The organism is Thermocoleostomius sinensis A174 (assembly GCF_026802175.1).
Lineage (GTDB): Bacteria > Cyanobacteriota > Cyanobacteriia > Elainellales > Elainellaceae > Thermocoleostomius > Thermocoleostomius sinensis.
On the sequence record NZ_CP113797.1, the window covers coordinates 1943155 to 1963886 of the forward strand.

General features: G+C 48.9%; 15 protein-coding genes. 11 read left to right on the forward strand and 4 right to left on the reverse strand.

Going from position 1 to position 20732, the window contains the following annotated elements; genetic code table 11:
• Window positions 1–655: 655 nt before the first annotated feature.
• The 5 genes from OXH18_RS08435 to OXH18_RS08455 all read left to right on the forward strand — a co-directional run bounded on the left by OXH18_RS08435 (window position 656) and on the right by OXH18_RS08455 (window position 11285).
• Complete coding sequence (locus tag OXH18_RS08435; RefSeq protein WP_268612079.1) at window positions 656–2575, forward strand: response regulator; 1920 nt, start codon at window positions 656–658, stop codon at window positions 2573–2575.
• Entirely contained in the window at window positions 2572–7650 is a 5079-nt protein-coding gene (locus OXH18_RS08440) for a PAS domain S-box protein (protein WP_268612080.1), read from the forward strand. The genes OXH18_RS08435 and OXH18_RS08440 overlap by 4 nt, the downstream gene beginning before the upstream one ends.
• Window positions 7643–8017, forward strand: coding sequence for a response regulator (locus OXH18_RS08445; protein WP_268612081.1), 375 nt, complete (start codon window positions 7643–7645; stop codon window positions 8015–8017). The genes OXH18_RS08440 and OXH18_RS08445 overlap by 8 nt, the downstream gene beginning before the upstream one ends.
• A gap of 32 nt (window positions 8018–8049) precedes the next feature.
• Entirely contained in the window at window positions 8050–10464 is a 2415-nt protein-coding gene (locus OXH18_RS08450; RefSeq protein ID WP_268612082.1) for an ATP-binding protein, read from the forward strand.
• 116 nt (window positions 10465–10580) lie between these two features.
• Complete coding sequence (locus OXH18_RS08455; RefSeq protein WP_268612083.1) at window positions 10581–11285, forward strand: lecithin retinol acyltransferase family protein; 705 nt, start codon at window positions 10581–10583, stop codon at window positions 11283–11285.
• A gap of 235 nt (window positions 11286–11520) precedes the next feature.
• Here the strand turns inward: OXH18_RS08455 and OXH18_RS08460 are convergent, their stop codons facing one another.
• Window positions 11521–11793 (reverse strand): GlsB/YeaQ/YmgE family stress response membrane protein, encoded by a 273-nt coding sequence (locus OXH18_RS08460; protein WP_268612084.1) that lies wholly within the window; start codon window positions 11791–11793, stop codon window positions 11521–11523.
• Between the two features lie 298 nt (window positions 11794–12091).
• Between OXH18_RS08460 and OXH18_RS08465 the strand changes: the two genes are divergently transcribed.
• The 5 genes from OXH18_RS08465 (at window position 12092) to OXH18_RS08485 (ending at window position 17504) form a co-directional block, all read left to right on the forward strand.
• Window positions 12092–13465 carry a DUF3370 domain-containing protein gene (locus OXH18_RS08465; protein WP_268612085.1) on the forward strand — a complete coding sequence of 458 codons (1374 nt, stop codon included), beginning with the start codon at window positions 12092–12094 and terminating at the stop codon, window positions 13463–13465.
• Between the two features lie 311 nt (window positions 13466–13776).
• The gene (locus OXH18_RS08470; RefSeq protein WP_268612086.1) at window positions 13777–14889 is read left to right on the forward strand and encodes an S-(hydroxymethyl)glutathione dehydrogenase/class III alcohol dehydrogenase; all 1113 of its coding nucleotides are present in this window, start codon (window positions 13777–13779) and stop codon (window positions 14887–14889) included.
• A gap of 14 nt (window positions 14890–14903) precedes the next feature.
• Entirely contained in the window at window positions 14904–15755 is an 852-nt protein-coding gene (gene fghA / locus OXH18_RS08475) for an S-formylglutathione hydrolase (protein WP_268612087.1), read from the forward strand.
• A gap of 117 nt (window positions 15756–15872) precedes the next feature.
• Window positions 15873–16142, forward strand: a complete 270-nt coding sequence (purS, locus tag OXH18_RS08480; protein ID WP_268612089.1) for a phosphoribosylformylglycinamidine synthase subunit PurS — start codon at window positions 15873–15875, stop codon at window positions 16140–16142.
• A 111-nt stretch (window positions 16143–16253) separates the two neighbouring features.
• Window positions 16254–17504 carry a cysteine desulfurase-like protein gene (locus OXH18_RS08485; RefSeq protein ID WP_268612090.1) on the forward strand — a complete coding sequence of 417 codons (1251 nt, stop codon included), beginning with the start codon at window positions 16254–16256 and terminating at the stop codon, window positions 17502–17504.
• A 34-nt stretch (window positions 17505–17538) separates the two neighbouring features.
• Here the strand turns inward: OXH18_RS08485 and OXH18_RS08490 are convergent, their stop codons facing one another.
• Window positions 17539–18096 carry a DedA family protein gene (locus tag OXH18_RS08490; RefSeq protein WP_268613148.1) on the reverse strand — a complete coding sequence of 186 codons (558 nt, stop codon included), beginning with the start codon at window positions 18094–18096 and terminating at the stop codon, window positions 17539–17541.
• Between the two features lie 709 nt (window positions 18097–18805).
• On the opposite strand from OXH18_RS08490, the gene OXH18_RS08495 reads away from it, so the two are divergent.
• A complete protein-coding gene (locus tag OXH18_RS08495) occupies window positions 18806–19312 on the forward strand; it encodes a hypothetical protein (RefSeq protein ID WP_268612091.1) in 507 nt (168 codons plus the stop codon).
• 81 nt (window positions 19313–19393) lie between these two features.
• Here the strand turns inward: OXH18_RS08495 and OXH18_RS08500 are convergent, their stop codons facing one another.
• Both OXH18_RS08500 and OXH18_RS08505 read right to left on the reverse strand, forming a co-directional pair.
• Window positions 19394–20275, reverse strand: a complete 882-nt coding sequence (locus OXH18_RS08500; protein WP_315874691.1) for a LysR family transcriptional regulator — start codon at window positions 20273–20275, stop codon at window positions 19394–19396.
• Between the two features lie 147 nt (window positions 20276–20422).
• Complete coding sequence (locus OXH18_RS08505; protein WP_268612094.1) at window positions 20423–20623, reverse strand: hypothetical protein; 201 nt, start codon at window positions 20621–20623, stop codon at window positions 20423–20425.
• Window positions 20624–20732 lie beyond the last annotated feature (109 nt).

Below are 20732 nucleotides of genomic sequence, written 5' to 3' on the forward strand. Positions count from 1 at the left end.
ACAAGTTGATGGCAGGTGCATGGATTCAGTTGTAATAGTCAAGATTTAATCTGACACTCGCTATAAACTCAGAACAAAGCAGAAGTGTCACAATGAATACATAAGACAACGATTATGAAATCCCCTTTTCCAGATCATTTTCTTCTTACAGGCTAGTTTCAAATTAAATTGAAAATTCGTATAAATAGAAAGGAAGATCTTTAAATTTGTTCAATAATTTCAATCTAATTTTAGGTATTTTTGTATTAAAATATACAAAATATTTACAAAGCAACCGTATTGCTGCTATGACAGACGTTAGAACAAGACGGTTCTCAAGTGTAATCGCTGCTCGCTGGATGAGAATATCAATCTCGGAGCAGGGAGTTAGGAATGAGGAGAAAAGAGTTGTCAGTCAACCAGCCAGTCGTGAAGTTGGCGCGACCTCCTCACCTTCTCAGACCATCATTTAACGCACTATCAAAACTCAAAACTAATTGATTTACGCAAGCTTTCTCAATAAATTGATTGTGAACAGAATTGGTGAAAAAAGCATGTATACCGATACACAATTTGCTAAGTTTACAACCTGTCATCAAATTGTTAGATGGAATTATCAGGTTTATGATTGGTAGAAAAACATTAATTGTTAAGAAGCGAGTCAATAGCGGCGGTTGTGAAAATTCTATTAGTAGAAGACGACATACCAAGCGCATCAGTCCTATCAGAGGTAATCACAGCGCAGCACTATACTGTGGATGTAGCGTCAGATGGCGAAATGGGCTTGTACATGGCAACATCTTGGGAATATGACCTCGTGTTGCTAGACTTACTGATTCCTAAGCTAGATGGCATTAGTCTTTGTCGGCAACTGCGCCATCATGGGTTTCAAAAGCCTATCTTATTGCTTACAGCTAAAGATTCCAGTAGTGATATCGTCAGAGGACTAGATGCGGGAGCCGATGATTATGTGACGAAGCCCTACGATTTATCAGAGTTATTGGCTCGAATGCGGGCATTACTACGGCGAGGACAGGCTAGTTTGGCCCCAACCCTCCTAACATGGGAGCAGCTTTGCGTCAACCCTGTGTCGGCAGAAGTGACCTATCAAGAGCAAGTGCTTTCGCTGTCTCCTAAGGAATATGGTTTATTGGGGTTATTCCTCAGAAACCCACAGCGCATTTTTAGCCGCAGTGATATTATCGATCGCCTTTGGTCAATTGATGCGTCTCCCAGCGAAGGGGCCGTCACAAATTTAATTAAAGATTTGCGACAGAAATTAAAAGCGGCAGGCATGAAAACGGATCTGCTAGAAACCGTTTATGGATTGGGATATCGATTAAAGCCCCCCCCAACTCAATCTGCTACGTCAGCACACTCTAAACCGGGCGCTAAAGATAGTTCTAAATCGAAAGCCAGTACTGCATCGGCAACGGAACCTGTTGCAACCCAGAAACCAGCGCTTCAACCGAAAGACTTAACATCAATTTATAAAGTCTTGGAGCGCTATCAACATACCTTTGCGGCCCGTGTGGTGACGCTGGAGGACATTCAACCCTGGCTGCAAGCTGGAACTTTAAGCCAACCCCAGCAACAAACAGCGGCCCAAGAAGCCCATCGCTTGGCGGGGGCGTTAGGCTCATTTGGCTATGAAGCAGGGTCACGCTTAGCCCGATCGATTGAGCAGTTGTTGATTCAGGATGCGCGCTTAGCCCCCGCGCAGATTGCTCAATTTACAGAACTTATCACTCAGCTAAAACACGAACTCGCCAAACCTCCCACCCCACTGGTCGATCGCCTGCCCAGTCCACCCGATGCATCGACCGTGCTCGTGGTAGATGCTGATACCACCTTCACTCACCCCCTTCAGCAAGCGGCGTTGGCGTGGGGACTGCAAGTAGACGTAGCCACGAATTTCACAATTGCTAAGCAGAAGATGAGTGATGCATTGCCTGAGGCGGTGTTGCTGAGCCTCTCTGATTTGGCGCAAGATGCTTCCCTCTTGCAAGAGCTAGCAGAGCAGTTTTCGACAGTGCCTGTCTTAGTTGTGACAGGAGAAGACCGTTTAACCGATCGGGTTGTGGTCTCTCGATTTAGCATCAAGCGGTTTTTGCATAAACCCATTTCCCCAACCGAGGTATTAGAAGCAATTGTTCAAGTGCTGCCCCAGCCTCAAATGCCCGCCGCCAAGGTGATGATTTTAGATGATGATCCAATCATCCTAGAGGCACTGCGAGATTTGTTGCAACCGTGGGGACTGCACGTGACAACCCTACCTGATCCGCAACAGTTTTGGACAGTGCTGACTGCCACTCAGCCCGATCTGTTAGTGTTAGATTTGGAAATGCCAACCTTTAACGGAATTGATCTCTGCCGCGTGGTGCGACAAGATCCAAAGTGGGGCAATTTACCAATTTTGGTGGTTACAGCACACACCCAGATGGAATCAATTCAACACGTATTTGCAGCCGGGGCTGATGATTTTATTGGCAAACCAGTCGTTGGACCAGAGTTGGTCACGCGCGTCATTAGCCGCATCGATCGCTCGCGCCTGCAACGAGAACTGGAAACCATGAAGCGGAGGGTGGGAACATGACGCTGCCATCACTCCGGCATTGGTATCGGCTGCGTTCAAAACCAAGTCATCGATCGCGCCCACAAATTCCACTCCGCCTTGCCCTGACCTTACCGTTTGTGCTGTTGACGGTCGGTACAACAGGATTAGTGGGATATTTGTCTTGGCGCAATGGACAACAGTCCATTCAAATTCTGGCCAGCCAGTTGATGAATGAAATCAGCGATCGAGTTTACCTCTATCTTGACAATTTTTTAGCCACTCCTCATCTTGTCAATCGGCTCAACGCTAATGCTGTGCGCCTGGGGCAAGTTGATATTACGAATCCAGAGAGCTTACAACGTCATTTTATCCAGCAACTTCAAACCTTCGATTCTGTCAGTCGCATTCATTTTAGTAATCCTCAAGGCGGTTATTTGGCAACTGGATTAGATGAACAAGGATTAACGGTTGCAACAACCGATCGCTTCCTGAAAGGAACTTTACGGGTATATGCCGTAGACAATCAAGGGAATCGTCAGGAACTGTTGGTAGAACAGCCCAGTTATGATGCTAGTCAACGTCCCTTTTATCGGGCAGCTATTCAGGGCAACCAACCTGTTTGGACATCTGTCTATGTCTATGTGCCGACTTCCAGAGGGGCGGGGCTTTCAGCCAGTTATCCGCTATATGATGCAACTCAGCAGTTTCAGGGTGTCTTATCGACGGATCTGACCCTGAGCGCCATCCATCAATTTCTGAAAGGGCTACGGATTGGAACGGATGGCACGGTTTTCATTCTCGATCGGTCTGGGCTGATAATTGCCTCCGCCTTAGACTCCCCATCTTCTACCCAAGCTTCCTATAATGAACCACGCAAGGCGAGCGATAGTCAGGAACCAGCAATTCGCTTAGCGGCGCAACAGATAGTGGACCAATTGGTCCACTTCAGCCACATAAATTCGGCAACACAACTGCAATTCAACATCGCTGGAAAGCAGCAGTTTCTCCAGGTTACGCCATTTCAGGATGAGTTTGGGTTAGATTGGTTGATTGTGGTGACGGTTCCAGAAACCGCTTTCACCGGGCAGATCCAAGCCAACACTCGGATGACCCTGCTATTTAGTCTTGCTGCCCTGTTAGGCTCGATCGCGCTGGGGCTGTGGCTGAGTCGCTCGATTGCTCGCTCAATTCGGCGGTTGGGGCAATCAAGTGTGGCGCTGGCGGATGGAGCCTGGGATCGAGTGATTTCCCAAGATAGCACCATTGCTGAGTTGCAAGTGCTCAATACCTCGTTTGATCGCATGGCTGCTCAGCTTCAGCAGTCATTCAATCAAGTCAAAGAGGCGCTGCAAGACCATGAAACTCGGTTCCAGCAGTTGGCAACTGCCTCACCCGCAATCATTTATAGCGTTTTAGAAAATCCAGATGGGTCGGTTGAATACGAGTATCTCAGTGCCGCCTTTGAAGACATTTATGAAGTTGCAATCGCAGAGGTTCAGCAAGATACCACCATTCCCTTTTACCAAATTCATCCTGACGATCGAGCCACCTATCAACACGTCGCAAAGCACAGCGTAGAGACCATGCAGCCCTTTAAACATGAGTGGCGAATCATTACCCCCTCTGGCAAAATCAAATGGTTGCAAGCAAGTTCTCGACCAGAACGTCGCCAAGTGGGTGTTGTCTGGCATGGAGTTTGTTTAGATATTACCGATCGCAAACAAGCGGAGGAAGCCCTGCGCCAGAGCGAAGCACGCTGGCAGCGGATCGTATCTGCTGCTCCTGGGGCCATTTATACCTTTGTAAAGCGATTAGATCAGTCATTCTATTTTGAATACATTAGCCCGGCGATCGAAGCAATCAACGAATTAACCGTCGAGCAGATGTTGCAAGAGCCGGCTCCGCTTTTGATTCATCCCGACGATCAAGCCAGCTATGATGCGGCTGTGGCCCACAGTGCCGAAAGGCTGGAAGCTTTTTCCCATGAGTTTCGGATTATTACCCCTGCTGGCAAACTCAAGTGGCTCTATGCCAGTTCTCGTCCAGAACGACGGGAGAATGGTGAGATTGCCTGGTATGGCATTGTTTTGGATATCAGCGATTATAAACAAGCGGAGGAAGCCCTGCGCCAGAGCGAAGAACGTTGGCAATTAGCCATTTCTGGCAGCAATGATGGCATTTGGGATCATGACCTGCAAACCAACACCCATTACCTTTCTCCCCGATGTATGGACATGTTGGGATATTCCTACGACGAAATTGATACCTTCGACAAGTGGGTGCAATACATTCATCCTGATGATCTGACCAGGTTGCAAGCCACATTTCAAGCTCATGTCAATCACCAATTACCTAGTTATGCCTGTGAGTATCGCATGCGCTGTAAAGATGGTAGTTATAAGTGGCTCCTGGCACGGGGACAGGTACTTTGGGATGAGCACGGAGTTGCAGTGCGGGCGGTGGGATCACTGACCGATATCACCGATCGCAAGCTGGCCGAAGCTGCCCTACGCCACAGTGAAGCCCGATTGCATAGTTTAACCTCGGCTGCCCCCGTTGCCATTTATTCATTAGTGCAGCATCACGATGGTTCCCTCGAGTTTGAATACATCAACCGAGTGGTAGAAGAATTTCATGAAGTCAGCCTCGAGGAATTTACAGCAGATCCAAGCAGGATCATCATGGGACAAATGCACCCAGACGATCGCCAAGGCTATATTGACCTGTTCAACCGCAGTGCGGAAACGCTGGAACGGTTTCAGTATGAGTGGCGCATTCTTCCCCCTTCGGGTAAACTCAAGTGGCTACAAGCCCGATCGCAGCCGGAAAGACGAGAGAATGGCGATATTTATTGGCATGGGGTTGTGCTAGACATTACCGATCGCAAGTTAGCCGAAGCCGCTCTGCAACACAGTGAGGCTCGTTTCAAAAAAATTGCAGCGGCCTCTCCAGCCCAAATATACATCTTCGCTTGCCAACCAGATGGTAGCCACAGGCGATTTAAGTATATCAGTCCCGGTATCCGTGAGATTCAAGAACTGGAACCTGAGCAAGTTCTAGACAATCCGAGGCTGACCTATGAACAAATTCATCCCGACGATCGCCAAGCTTACGACGAGGTTGCCAATCGAAGCATTCAAGCGCTAAAACCCTTTTCTCATGAGTGGCGCATTGTTACTGCATCTGGCAAGCTCAAGTGGGTGCAAGCCAACTCCCGTCCCGAACAGCAACCCGATGGGGAAATTATCTGGTATGGTGTCATGCTGGATATCACCGATCGCAAGCTGGCTGAAGCTGCCCTACGCCACAGTGAAGCCGCGTTGCGTCGGGCCCAACAAGTTGCTCATGTTGGCAGTTGGGAAGTGGATGTGGCAACCGATCAAGTGACTTGGTCTGAAGAAAGCTTCCATATTTTTGGCTGGGATGTCACTCAACCTGAACCCACCCTCTCGCGTTTTTACGATTTGATTCATCCCGACGATCGCCCATCCTTGCAACAAGCGGTCTCGCGAATCAGTACTCAGGGCGGAACCTATAAAATTGAGTTTCGCGCACTTCAACCCGATGGTTCAATTCGCTATGTAGAAGCTAGAGGAGAAGGAATTAAAGACAAGAAAGGACACGTTGTGCGCCTGCTAGGAACCAATTTAGATATCACCGAGCGGCAGCAAGCCGAAGCGGCTCTACGACACAGCGAAGCAACTAAAAATCAAATCCTAAAAGCGATTCCAGATTTAATCATTTGGCTAACGGCTGACGGCACTTGCATTGATTTTATGGATGGCGGCAGCGTGACAAATCTTTATGTCAAATCAGACGCAATTGGTAGGAATGTAGCTGAGTTATTACCACCTCATTTAGCGCAATTACGAATGAATGCGATTCAACAAGTATTGCAAACGGGAGAGGTGCAAATCTATGAACAAGCGTTTATGATTCAAGATACCATTCGCCACGAAGAAGTGCGCGTGATTGGTGTGGGAGATGACAGGATTCTAGTAATTGTACGAGACATTACCGATCGCAAACAGGCAGAAGCCGCCCTGCTTGATAGCGAAACCCGATTCCGTAGTGCCTTTTGGAATGCCCCCATCGGTATGGCATTGATTGGACTGGACAATCGCTGGATTAAGATAAACCCCGTGTTGTGTCAGATGCTTGGCTATACCGAGCCGGAGCTACTGTCGATGCAGGCGTCTGCGCTGGTGCATCCGGATGATCTGAATCAGCTTCAAGATAGTCTGTTGCAACTTGGATCTGACACAAAGCCAAATGCACAAATTGAATTGCGCTATCACTGCTGCAATGGACAGATGATTTGGGGGTTGGTCAATCTCTCTGTGGTGCGAGATGCCCAAGGTCAACCGTTATATTATGTGGCGCAAATTCAAGACATCACCGAGCGACAAGCCATCGATCGCATCAAAAATGAATTTATTTCGATCGTCAGCCATGAACTGCGCACCCCTCTGACCGCCATTCGAGGATTTTTGGGACTGCTGGATACAGGAATTTACGACAACAAGCCCGACAAAGCCAAACACATGATTACCCAAGCGCTCACCAACAGCGATCGGCTGGTGCGATTGGTGAATGACATTCTCGACTTGGAGCGGCTATCGTCTGGCAGAGTGCAACTCGTGATGGAAGCGTGTCTGGCAGAAACCCTGTTGCAGCAAGCTGTGGCGGGTGTCCAGTCGATCGCCGATCAAGCCCACATTACCTTGGTTGTGGGCAGCACAACCGCCACCGTATGGGCCGCTCCCGACTCCATTATTCAAACCTTGACCAATTTACTGGGCAATGCCATCAAGTTCTCTCCAGATCATTCGGTGATTACCCTAGCAGCCCAAGCCCAAGCAGACTCGGTACTCTTCTCTGTGACAGATCAAGGACGAGGCATTCCACCTGATAAATTAGAAACGATTTTTGGACGGTTTCAGCAAGTCGATGTCTCAGACTCTCGACAAAAAGGTGGCACGGGGTTGGGGTTGGCCATTTGTCAAAGTATTATCCAGCAACACGGAGGTAACATTTGGGCAGAAAGCACTTTGGGAGTGGGCAGTACCTTCTATTTCACGTTACCGTTCCCCCCTGGAGGTCTGCATGAATAGACATATTCTTGTCGTCGATGATGAGGCATCTCTACGTGATCTGGCTTGTACCTGTTTGGAAGATTTGGGCGGCTGGAATACTACAGCGGCCGCATCAGGACAGGAAGCCTTGGCAAAAGCGGAGTCCATCCCTCTAGATGCTATTCTTCTCGATGTTTCGATGCCCGAAATGGATGGGTTTCAGTGCTATGAACAGCTTAAAGCCAATCCCACCACTCAGTCTATTCCGGTGGTGCTGCTGACGGCAAAAGTCTTGCCAGACGATCGCACTCGATTTGCCCAAATGGAAATTGCAGGGGTGATCACAAAACCCTTTGATCCCGTTTCGATTTGTGATCAACTTTCTGAACTGCTGCACTGGACTTGAGCACAGATGTTAGTAAAACAAAGACTTCCCTGATGGTTGCTCCTCTTTTACACTGGCTTTACTTCCCCAAGCGATCGGCTAAGACACCATCGCAGCGTACAACAGTTCCGTTACATTTGGTTTTAATCGTACCATTTGTCTTGCTATCAACCGGGGCTGTTGGAATTGTAGGATACCTGTCTTGGCGCAGTGGGCAGCGAGCAATTAGTGATGTGGTTGAACAACTGCAAGCCAAAATTGGTGACCACATTGAAGAAAAACTGACGGTTTATTTAGAGACGCCGCACTTAATTAATCGAATCAATGCCGATGCCGTGCAACGGGGAGAACTCAATGTTACAAGTCGAACCAGTGAGCGCTATCTTTGGCAACAAATTCAACGATTTGAGTCAGTCAGTTGGATTTACTATGGCTCCGAGCAAGAAGGAAGTTTCGTGGGTATCACGCGAGCGAATCCCGATCGATCGCTGCAAATTGTAGTCAATGATGCCACAACGAACTTTGAAGGCCACTATTACACGGTTGATTCACAAGGTAATCGGCAGCAGCGGGTGCAGGTCATTTCCTCAATCTATGACGCCCGCAGTCGTCCCTGGTATCAAACGGCGGTGCAAAAAAGACAGGCCAGTTGGAGCGAAATTTATCAAACCTTTGAGCTACCAAGTTTGATTATTAGCGCAGCATTACCTCTATACAACACCTCTGGCGATGTGCTTGGAGTGGTAGGAGCCGATCTGGATTTAGAAGATATTAGTCACTTTCTTGCCAGTCTAGAGATCAGCCCATCAGGTCAAGCATTCATTGTGGAACGATCGGGGCAGTTGGTAGCCAGTTCTGCTTCTGAAACTCCTTATCGTTTTAATGAACGGCTGCGACAACCACAGCGGTTGCTTGCCATTGAAAGCACTGATCGATTAATTCAATCGGCGGCTCGGCACTTGAATCAGCAGTTTGGTAGCCTTGACAGCATTCTTGGTGAACAGCAGTTGGATTTTTACCTATCCGGTCAGCGCCAATTCTTACGAGTTTTACCCTTCCGCGATCGACGCGGCATTGATTGGTTAATTGTCGTTGTTGTGCCCGAGTCGGATTTTATTGCCCAAATTTACGCCCAACGTCGCACAACCATTGTGCTTTGCACGCTAGCCTTGCTGGGAACAATCGCACTGGGGCTGTGGATGTCTCGGTGGATTTCCTATCCCATTCAACAGTTGAGTCAAGCTAGCGGATTGTTAGCTCAGGGAGATTGGCACGAACCGCTAAACGAAGATAGCCCCATCACAGAACTACAAGTATTGACGCATTCCTTTAATTACACCGCTACTCAACTCCAGCAATCGTTCTGTCGAGTGCGCACGGCGCTGGAAGAGTCGCAAGAGAAATTTACTGACAGTGAAGCCCGCTTTCGTCATGCCTTTCATGATGCTCCTATTGGTATGGCGTTGATTGGATTAGACGATCGCTGGCTACAAGTGAATCCGATGCTGTGCGATATGCTCGGCTATCCTGAAACTGAACTATTGACGATGACAGCCTCAACTTTGGTACATCCAGATGATCTCAGCAAGCTAAACCACAATATCCAGCAACTCTCCCAGTCAGACGATCGCAATGCTCAAGTGGAGTTGCGCTACTGTTGTCAAGACGGCCGGGTGGCGTGGGGACGGCTCAGCCTCTCGTTAGTGCGTGATGTTGAAGATTGCCCCTGCTATTATGTGGCGCAAATTCAAGACATCACCGAGCAACATGCCATCGATCGGATGAAGAATGAATTTATTTCGATCGTCAGCCATGAACTGCGCACCCCTCTGACCGCCATTCGAGGATTTTTGGGACTGCTGGATACAGGAATTTACGACAACAAGCCCGACAAAGCCAAACACATGATTACCCAAGCGCTCACCAACAGCGATCGGCTGGTGCGATTGGTGAATGACATTTTGGAGTTGGAACGACAATCATCGGGGCGGGTGCAGTGGGTGATGGAAGTGTGCCAGGCCGCAACGCTAATCAACCAAGCCATCGCTGGGATGCAATCGATCGCCGATGAAGCCTTAATTAACCTAGTTGTGTCCTCTGCAACTGGCTCGGTCTGGGCGGCTCCAGATGCCATGATTCAAACGCTGACCAATTTGCTAAGCAACGCCATCAAATTTTCTCCACCCCATTCGATCATCACCCTGTCGGCACAACCACACCTCAATCACGTTTTGTTTCAAGTCAAAGATCAAGGACGGGGCATTCCAGACGATAAACTGGAAATGATTTTTGAGCGCTTTCAGCAAGTGGATGTATCTGATGCTCGGCAAAAGGGCGGTACGGGGTTAGGACTGGCCATTTGTCAAAGCATTATCCATCAACATGGCGGAAAAATTTGGGTAGAGAGCCACATAGGGGTAGGCAGTACTTTCTACTTCACGATTCCGTCATCTCCCTCCTCCTTATGACTGATGAACAACGATAGTCCTTAGCGAAGCAGAAAGACCCTCAAACGTTGACTAGCGAACCAAGTAACCCCTTCCATCGATTATTCTGAAAGAGGCGATCACACTCAGCTTGAGACATGGCACGCGGCGATCAAATTTATGTACTGCGCCCTTTGATGGGAATGGACGGCGTCTACGAACACCACGGCATCGATTGTGGCGATGGCACAGTAATTCACTACTCGAAAAGTGGTGATGAGGCAGAGATTGCTCGCACCTCTTACGAAGCGTTCAGTTGGGGCAAGCCAGTGTTTGTCAAGCACTATGCAACATCCTATGTCCCCGATGTAGTAGTAGCACGAGCAGAGAGCCGATTGGGAGAACGTCAATACAACTTGCTGTCGAACAATTGCGAACATTTTGCCAATTGGTGCAAAACGGGTCGCAACGAAAGCTACCAGTTGGCTGAATATGGACTGGATGCAACTCGGCTTAGCCCGATCGCATCGCGGCAGCTTGTCACAGAGGCAACTCAAGAGGGCGATCCACTCAAAGCTATGGAACTGTATACTCAGGCTCTCGGCAATTTAACCGCGACGCAAAATCGCTTACAAGCCCAATATAATCAAGCGCAAGATCAGGTGCTGACGTGGCATCGAGTGGCAGATTTGGCTTTGAAGCAGGGACGAGAAGACTTGGCACGGGCAGCATTAGAGCGGAAGGTGACCTACAAGCAACAGGCCACAAAACTACAGGCGCAAATTGCCCAACTGATTGAAACGCAAGAAACGATCAAACGCAACAGTGCTGGTTTGAAGCAGAAAATCACTTCCCATCTTTGAAATTCCTGTAGATATCTAACGGATACTTAATGAGGAGGTGGTTGCAAGTCCTTCCAGCACTTTAAATCTCTATGAATTTTCTCTATCCGACTCCACTTTGCCACTTCTAATCATCTTCTAATCCTCCTCTTAGGTGCCAACGTCCATAAATCTTCAGCAAAGCAAAAATCCCCACTTGCGTGGGGACCTGCTCGATGCACCAACTATTTGAGGAGCTTTTCAATACAATCAATGATTAGAGTGCGCTACGGCGCGTTGCAGCATAGTAGATGAACAAAGCAATCATGGCACCAATAATGGCTACGATGATACCCCCAATGCTGAGACCGGCTGCCGTCAGCGATAGGGTTCCGGTGGTCAGCAGGTTATAGAGAGAACCGCCAACAAACGCACCAATAACACCCAGAATTAATGTACCAAGAATGCCGCCGCCTTGATGTCCGGGATAAAGAGCCTTTGCAATAGCGCCAGCGATCAAACCTAATACAATCCAAGCCAAGATATTCATTGTTATTTCCTCAGTAAAACTGTGATTGTGCAGAACTTTATTTCGTTCGTTTTCTGATGTTTTTAATTTAGCAAGTTTGCATCAGTCGATCGCCTATCCGAAGGGGGAGGCGCGTTCTCACAAAAGGGAGAGGTTGCTGCCTGCGGAGTCTCTATCGCAGCGGTGAAGGCAAGGAAAAGCTTGTGCGCGTTGATGTACGCTAGTCTCTGTACTCAGCAATTTTTTCTTGCCACCGCAAACTTTTTATCAAACTCCTTCGTCATTTCCCTCTATTACTGTCTCGCGTTTCTCATCTTTCATGAACGGCATTGCTGCGATTCTGTCACTGCTTTTGGCTCAAACTCCTGCGCCACCGCCTCCTTCCCCACAAGAAACAGTACGCTTGCAAGAAGTGCGAGCGTTGCCAGGGCAACTAGATGACGTACTCGTTTTTAACAGCAATAGCCCAGAGTTAATTGGAACAGAAGGTATTTTGCTGTCTACTTTTCCTGCCGATGGCAAGCAATACCCGACTGCCCATCTCAATCTTGCGCTGCAAGGGCGCTTTGATATTTTTGCTCACCATGTCTTTAGGGCATTGTCTCCTGAAGATCTGCGTAGCGTGTACTTAGGAGTGGTTGCCTACAATCCAGGAATAGAACCTGTCACGATCGAGGTTTTGCAAGCAGCTAGCTATCTTAGTCAACCCGATGCTCCCTTTATTGATCTACCCTCGTCGGTTGATAATGCAGCGGGCAATGTGTACGCCGGGCCAGGCAGCCGGGTCATGAACGACGTGCTGCGGGGTCAGCGACAGACCATGTTTCCACCCACGATCGTGATTCCGCCCCAATCCTATCAACTGCTGCTAAATCTGCCGATTCCGGTGGCAACGCTCGACCCACCGTTGAATGGGCGATCGACCCTGATGCGAGTGCGGAGTAGTGGCCCGGTGTATGTAGCCAGTTTGGCGCTGATGGCTAGGGACACCGATGAGGGCAGCGAACGTGCTCCCGATCTGGCAGAATGGCAAGCATTGTTGGAAACAGGCGACTTGGCTGGCCCACGCGATCGTCCTCCGACATTGCTAGATAACACGGCTCCGATTAACGAAATTATCTATGGCCGAGTGGCAGGAGTGGCGCAGGGGTCCCGATGGCAAGCACAGGTCACCGATCGCCCTACCAACGCTGAACTCACCATTCCTGAACCGGGTCGTGCCTTTTCCTATGGGCTGAGTACTTTAGTGCGTGGTCGATTGGGAACCGAACAAGTGCAAACAGCCCCGTTGCTGGTGCGCTATCCTGACACAGCCTATCAGGCCCACGGCAATTATGGGATTCAGTATGATCTCACCTTGCCGTTGCACAATCCCAGTACTGAGGCTCGGACGGTGACAATTGCCCTGGAAACCCCAATCAAAGAAGATATATTAACGGAAGCTGGCTTGCGTTTTTTTGATCCATTGCCCACCCAAACCTTTTTTCGAGGAACTGTTCGGATTCGCTTTACGGACGATCGCGGCTTACCACAAACTCGCTATGTGCATTTAGTGCAACGTCGGGGACAAATGGGCGATGCGTTGGCCGTCCTCAACTTAGCGGCCGGCGAGCGGCGCTTGGTGGAGGTGAGTTTTCTGTATCCACCCGACTCAACCCCACCCCAAGTTTTGACCCTTCAAACCTTACCCTAAGTCAAATCTAAGCAATCTCTGAATCAGTAAGTAAACAGGTTTAGTGTTGCCACCATGTCAACTATTTTGCCCTCACCTCTTTAGCCCTCGTCTCCCAAAGCTAGGAGAGAAGGGAGTTTGAGCAAATTCTTACTTCCTTCTCCCAAGCTTAGGAGAAAGGAAGGGGATGAGGGTGATGGAGTACCAGCCAGTGTTTTAATTTAATAAAGTTGCACATTGCGTTAATGTTAATACTTCCGAAAGGTTCATGCTTGCAGAGCGCGCGTAACGGATAATCGATCGGGTTGATCGATCGGGAGAGAACCAGAGCAATGGATGTTAAAGCTGCTGTTGCCTATGCTGCGGGTGAACCGCTGAGCATTGAAACCATTCAGCTTGAGGGACCCAAAGAAGGCGAAGTCCTGGTTGAAATTAAAGCCACAGGAGTCTGTCACACCGACGCTTATACGTTGTCCGGTAAAGATCCCGAAGGTCTATTTCCGACCATCCTGGGACATGAAGGGGCGGGCATTGTAGTGGAGGTTGGTGAGGGCGTCAAAAGCGTCAAACCCGGCGATCATGTGATTCCGCTTTACACCCCGGAATGTCGGCAGTGTAAGTTTTGCCTCAGCCAGAAAACGAATCTATGTCAGGCAATTCGAGCGACGCAGGGCAAAGGTCTCATGCCCGATGGCACCAGCCGTTTCTCAGTCAATGGCAAGCCACTCTATCACTATATGGGCACATCCACGTTTGCGAACTACACCGTGCTGCCAGAAATTGCCGTAGCCAAAATTCGCGAAGATGCACCGTTCGATAAGGTTTGCTACATCGGTTGTGGTGTGACCACAGGAATCGGAGCCGTGATCTTTACCGCCAAAGTGGAACCGGGGGCAAAAGTGGTTGTGTTTGGCTTGGGCGGCATTGGACTGAACGTGATTCAGGGCTGTCGCATGGTGGGAGCCGATAGAATTGTGGGCGTCGATCTCAACCCCAGCAAGCGATCGATCGCCGAGCAATTCGGCATGACCCATTTCGTTAACCCTAAGGAAATTAGGGGTGATCTGGTGGCGCACTTAATCGAACTGACCGATGGCGGAGCGGATTATTCCTTCGAGTGCATCGGAAATGTGCAGGTAATGCGACAAGCGCTGGAGTGTTGCCATAAAGGCTGGGGCGTTTGTACCATCATTGGAGTTGCAGGAGCAGGCGAAGAAATCAGTACACGGCCATTTCAACTGGTGACAGGTCGGGTGTGGAAAGGCAGCGCCTTTGGAGGGGCCAGAGGCCGCACCGATGTACCGAAGATCGTGGATTGGTATATGGATCACAAAATCAACATTGACGATTTGATTACGCATACGCTGCCGCTGAACCAGATCAACGACGCCTTTGACCTGATGCATCACGGCGAGTCGATTCGCAGTGTCGTGTTATTTGATTAGGAAAAACCACCATCATGTCTGATGCTCTAACCGTGATTAACCAATATGCTTGCTTCAATGGCACCGTTGGTTTTTATCGTCATGCGTCCCAGGTGTGCAACTGCGAGATGCGATTTGCCGTGTTTGTGCCACCGCAAGCGAAACAAGCTTCTGTGCCAGTGCTCTATTATCTGTCGGGGCTGACCTGCACCGAAGAAAACTTCACCACCAAGGCTGGAGCGCAGCGCTATGCGGCAGAGTATGGCTTGATGTTGGTGGCTCCCGATACCAGTCCCCGAGGAGAAGATGTACCCGATGCGGAGGATGCTTGGGACTTTGGCAAAGGGGCCGGATTCTATGTGGATGCAACGGAATCTCCCTGGAATCAGCACTATCACATGTACAGCTATGTAGTAGACGAACTGCCCACCCTGATTCACGCTAATTTTCCCGTGCAGCCCGATCGCACTGGAATTTTTGGGCACTCGATGGGTGGCCATGGAGCACTGATCTGTGGACTCAAGCATCCCGATCGCTATCGTTCAATCTCCGCCTTTGCACCAATCTCCGCCCCTAGCCAATGCCAATGGGGACAAAAAGCCTTCTCTGGCTATCTAGGAACCGATCGAGCCGCTTGGCAAGATTATGATGCCACTGAATTAATCAAGCGTGGAGCACGAATCGAGCGAGCGATTTTGATTGATCAGGGGACCGAGGACACTTTTCTGGCGCAACAGCAACTCTTACCAGAAGTGTTTGCCGCCGCCTGCGAGCAGGCAGGTCAGCCCGTCACCTTGCGAATGCAGCCAGGCTATGATCACAGCTACTACTTTATTGCCACCTTCATAGGCGATCACATTCAACATCATGCCGCCGCGTTGACCTAACCCAACGGGCGTGAAGGGGGGTTCCCAGGATTTCTGCTTGTGCCCCTTTCTCTCACTCCGCCTTCCCCGTACAATAGCGTTGATTATTCTCTCTAACCGTGTCTGGCTGGAATCACCATGACTCGAACCTACCACGCTCGCATTTACATCACGCTCCGCCCTTCTGTCCTTGACCCAGCCGGAACCGCTGTGCAATCCGGGTTACAACATTTGGGCTATGACAACGTCGAGCAAGTGCGCATCGGTAAATATGTAGAACTGATGTTGCGAGCAGACGATGAAGCCACCGCACAAAGCCAACTCGATCGCATTTGTGATCAGCTTTTAGCCAATCCCGTAATTGAAAATTATCGATTTGAACTAACCGAAGTAGAAGCGGTTGTGTAATTTAGCAAAATTATTATGAGATTTTCTGTAGAATTTGATTGTGAACACTACAGATACTCAACTGTTCCGACTCCTGACTCCCGACTTCCGACTCCCCACCCCCTATCCCCCATGCCCCTCGCTCCCACCCAATCACTTCAGCTAGAGTATGTACGTCAACAGTTCCCGGCTCTACTAGGGGACTGGATTTTCTTTGACAATGCAGGCGGCTCGCAAATCCTCAAGCCAGTTGTCGATCGCATCAGCGAATATTTGCTGACATCGAATGTGCAACTAGGAGCCAGCTATGCTATTTCGCAATTAGCCGGAGAGCGAGTTTTGTGTGCCCGAGAAGCGGTTGCCACGCTGCTCAACGCCGCCAGTTCGACTGAAGTTGTCATGGGCGGTTCCACCTCATTGCTGCTACGAATTCTATCGCTGTGTTTGGTACAGAACTGGACAGTAGGCGATGAAGTGATTGTCACCAATACCGATCATGAAGCGAATGTCAGCCCTTGGATGGACTTGAAGCAGCAGGGCATTGTTGTAAAAACCTGGCGACTTAATCCTGATACTCTAGAACTTCAGCTAGATGATTTAGAAGCCTTGATGACACCCCGCACCCGCTTGGTCGCTGTCACTCACGCTTCGAACATTCTTGGCACAATTAATCCTATTCGCCAGATTGCCGATCGCGTTCACACCTACGGAGCCATGCTCTGTGTGGATGGCGTTGGCTATGCGGCCCATCGCTTGGTGGATGTGCAGGCGTTGGACGTAGACTTCTATGCCTTCAGCTTTTACAAAACCTATGGCCCGCATTATGCCGTGCTGTATGGTAAGCAAGCGCATCTGTTGTCGTTGCCAAGCATTAATCATTACTTTATTGAACAAACCGACATTCCTTATAAGTTTCAACCTGGTAATGTCAATTATGAATTGAGCTATGGAGTGCTGGGGCTGTGCGATTATCTCAGCCATCTGGCGACGTTGCATGACCCAACGGCGATCGAACAATCTCCACGACAGCGCATGGTGCAAGCCTTTGATCTGATCCGGTCTCATGAAGCCATCCTGGGCGATCGGTTGCTGTGCTATCTCAACAGCCAGCCCAATGTCCGTATCATCGGTCATCCCCGCGCGAATCCAGACGATCGAGTCCCCACGATTTCGTTTGTGGTAGATGGCATCGATAGCGCCACGATTCCGCCACAGCTTGACCCGCACCGCATCGCCATCCGCTATGGTGATTTTTACGCTAAACGTCTGATCGAAGAGTTGGGATTGACTGCGCAACATGGTGTGGTGCGCGTTAGTATGGTGCATTACAACACCCTTGCCGAAGTCGATCGCCTTATCGAGTGCTTCGATCGAGTATTTTGATTTCGCTGAAGTTTAGCGCCAGAGCCGCTAAACTTCAGCGAGTGCGCGCTCGCTTTTTCTGGCGCTTACGTTGAAGTAGCCAAATACTGACCCCGATGGCGAATGCAATTAAAACGATCGTAGACACTGGCCCGAAAAACTGCTCCACCAATTGATAGTTCTCTCCTAACACATAGCCAGCATAGGTGAGAAACGTCACCCACAGCAGCGTGCCAGCGAAAGAGAACACTAAGAAAGGGAGCATTCCCATTTCTTCAAACCCAGCGGGAATGGAAATATAGGTACGGATACCTGGAACGAAGCGACCAAAGAAGACCACTAGGCTCCCGTGGCGATCGAACCAGCGTTTTGACCGATCAATGTCTTCTCCAGTCAGACTAAGCCATTTGCCATGTTTATCGACCCAACGGCTCATGCGTTTCTCTCCAACCCATCTGCCTAACCCGTACCACAGCAAGGTGCCCAATATCGTTCCGCAAGTTCCGGCTAAAACCGTCAAAGGAAAGCTCAAATTACCTTGTTGCACTGTAAATCCGGCAAGTGGCATAATCAATTCTTCAGGAACGAACGGAACAAAGTTTTCCAAAAGCATTAAGCACAGAATGCCTACGTAGCCCAGAGAAGAAATAACTGTTGTCAACCAATCGAGCATAGAGTTTGAGTTTGCAGAAGAATTGCAGTCCCATCATTGTTTTGTATTTCTCTAGCCGTTGGCATCTCACTAATTATGTATCTTTACGTGTATTTTTCAAGGTGTTTAGGTAGAGAGGGTAGTCATTCGGCGGGCGGTATAGCTTATATCGTAAGGTGCTGAGGGTATCAAGATACACTTGACCCGTCTAACACCTTCCTTAAGTAGATGAAGATACCTTAAAAAGTTTCTATTTCTTTCATCAGGGTAGATGCGAGTAATCGCTTCTGCTTCTATGGTTTTAAGATGGTGCGAACAGTTGCGATTGTGCTTAGGTTCAGATTTCATCGTCATGACCATGCTCACCTATCCAAGCTTTATGGCTGGACACGCGCTACAGCAATTGTGATGATGAATTGGCAGTGACCTACGGCGGGCTATCCATGAGCGCATCAGTAAGTGACCAACAGATAAAGATACGGATAGAGATACAGAATCTCTGGAGATCTATAGAGATCTATGGAAGAGATCTATAGATCTGAACTATAGACGGGTGCACATGAAAAGGGCGCATTTTCCATCACTCAAACAGGCAGATCAATTGTTTCAATTGTTTGAGATGGTAATGAGGTAGAAATACCCTGCAAACGTCTCTGGAGGAAAAGCAACGATGGTTTTATATATTAGTGAAGCGCTGAGGCGAAGCACTCCTTATCGAGCCGCTTCTGCGATCGAAGAACACCGACGGGTGATTGGGATTTCTCTAATTGCGGGTTCGATTGGGTTTTGGTGTATGCAATTGGGAACAGAAAAACAAACCTACACCGTGACTTTGCCACCGAATTCTTTTAGTACAGGAGAAACGCATACCGCCGAAAAGTACATTGATTTTCCCAAGGAAGACTTCAAGATGGGAACTGTAGTCGAGCCTATCCATACGATCGAAACTAGCCGGGGCGATCGGCTTGCTTTTCGTCCTACGCAATACCCCCTGACAGTTGACACAAAGCTAGCGGGTTTTTTACTGCGACAATCACAAATTTTAGTAAATGTCGTTGAAGTGTGGATTAACGGCGAGAAGCAAGGCTACTTTGATTTCTATCAAGATCGGTTTGTGACATCAAATACGGAAAACGCTAAGCAACAGACGATCGCCGATTTAAGATTTGAGCGTTGAAGCGAATGCGAATTTCTTAGACAAACCTGTGGTGCATCACCAAACTATATTTTATAAGCAAAAATTTGATTAAAAGATGCGTTATAGAATCAATTGACGAGCAATTTCTAGAAACCGTTCAACAATTGGAGAAACATCCGATCGTCGCCAAGCAATAGCAATTTCAGCTTTCGGTGTAGGCTCCTGTAGCGGTTTATAAATTACGCCTGTACGCTGCAAATTTTGTAGAGAAATTGGAACAATCGCTACCCCAATTTCAGCCGCCACTAAACTCACAATCGTCTGCATTTGAATGGCTTCCTGCACCACATTCGGACTAAAGCCAACCTGTTGACACAAACTAATGATTTGATCGTACAGTCCGGGAGCCAGCGGTCGAGGAAACAGCACAAAGGCTTCGTGAGCAAGCTGTTGGAGTGAGACATGATGCTGACATGCTAGCGGGTGCTGTTCTGGTAAAGCCACCACTAGTGATTCCTGCAAAATAGTGAATGCGGCAAAGGTTGGATCGTCCACTGGCGGACGGATCAATCCCACATCCAAGCGCCGATCGTGCAACCAGTGCAATTGTTGATCGGTCGTGAGTTCATGCAATTCCAAACTGACTTTGGGAATCTGCATCCGAAACGATCGCAACAGTGTTGGCAAGACATTGTATGCAGCAGAACTGACAAAGCCAATCACCAACTGCCCCAACTCGCCTCGACTTACCTGTCGCCCCATTTCAATTGCCTGATCAAGTTGCCGAAACAGCCGTTGACACTCTTGCAGGAAAACCTGCCCGGCTTCCGTGAGTTCGACCGATCGCTTCGTACGATAAAACAATTGAAATCCTAGTTCAGCTTCTAATTGCCGAATTTGCTGGCTCAGTGGTGGCTGGGCAATGTGCAACCGTTCGGCAGCGCGTCCAAAATGCAGTTCCTCTGCTACTGCCATAAAGTATCGTAAATGTCGCAAGTCAATCATGAAGTTGTACGAAGATCTGGCACAACAGTACAGCAATTCTTTCTCAGCGATTGAGAAGTCCTCCTCAAGGTAGAGCAGGAGACATGCATGGTTTGATCATGCCTCCTGAGATTGCTTTCTAAATAACTATCGCACTAACTTTAACTACCGCACCAGCACGGTCATGTACTTGCCTGTGGCAAACGGAGCCGGAACGATCGGCGTAAACTGCACTCGGTCGGTGGCAATCTTGCGCACATAGAACTCATTGATCTGATGTATCACTTGGTCGCGTGTTCCGATAATCCAAATCTGTACCCGATCGCTTTCCTGAACGCGCAACTCAGTATTCCATTCTCCAGTCATTGTTTTGTTCCTTGCTGATGTTTTCTATTGGGTTAAGAACGGCCCAAGGCATGGGTGTCACCCAACCATGCATCAGCAAGGTGTGCCGATCGCAGACACCTGGTCTACA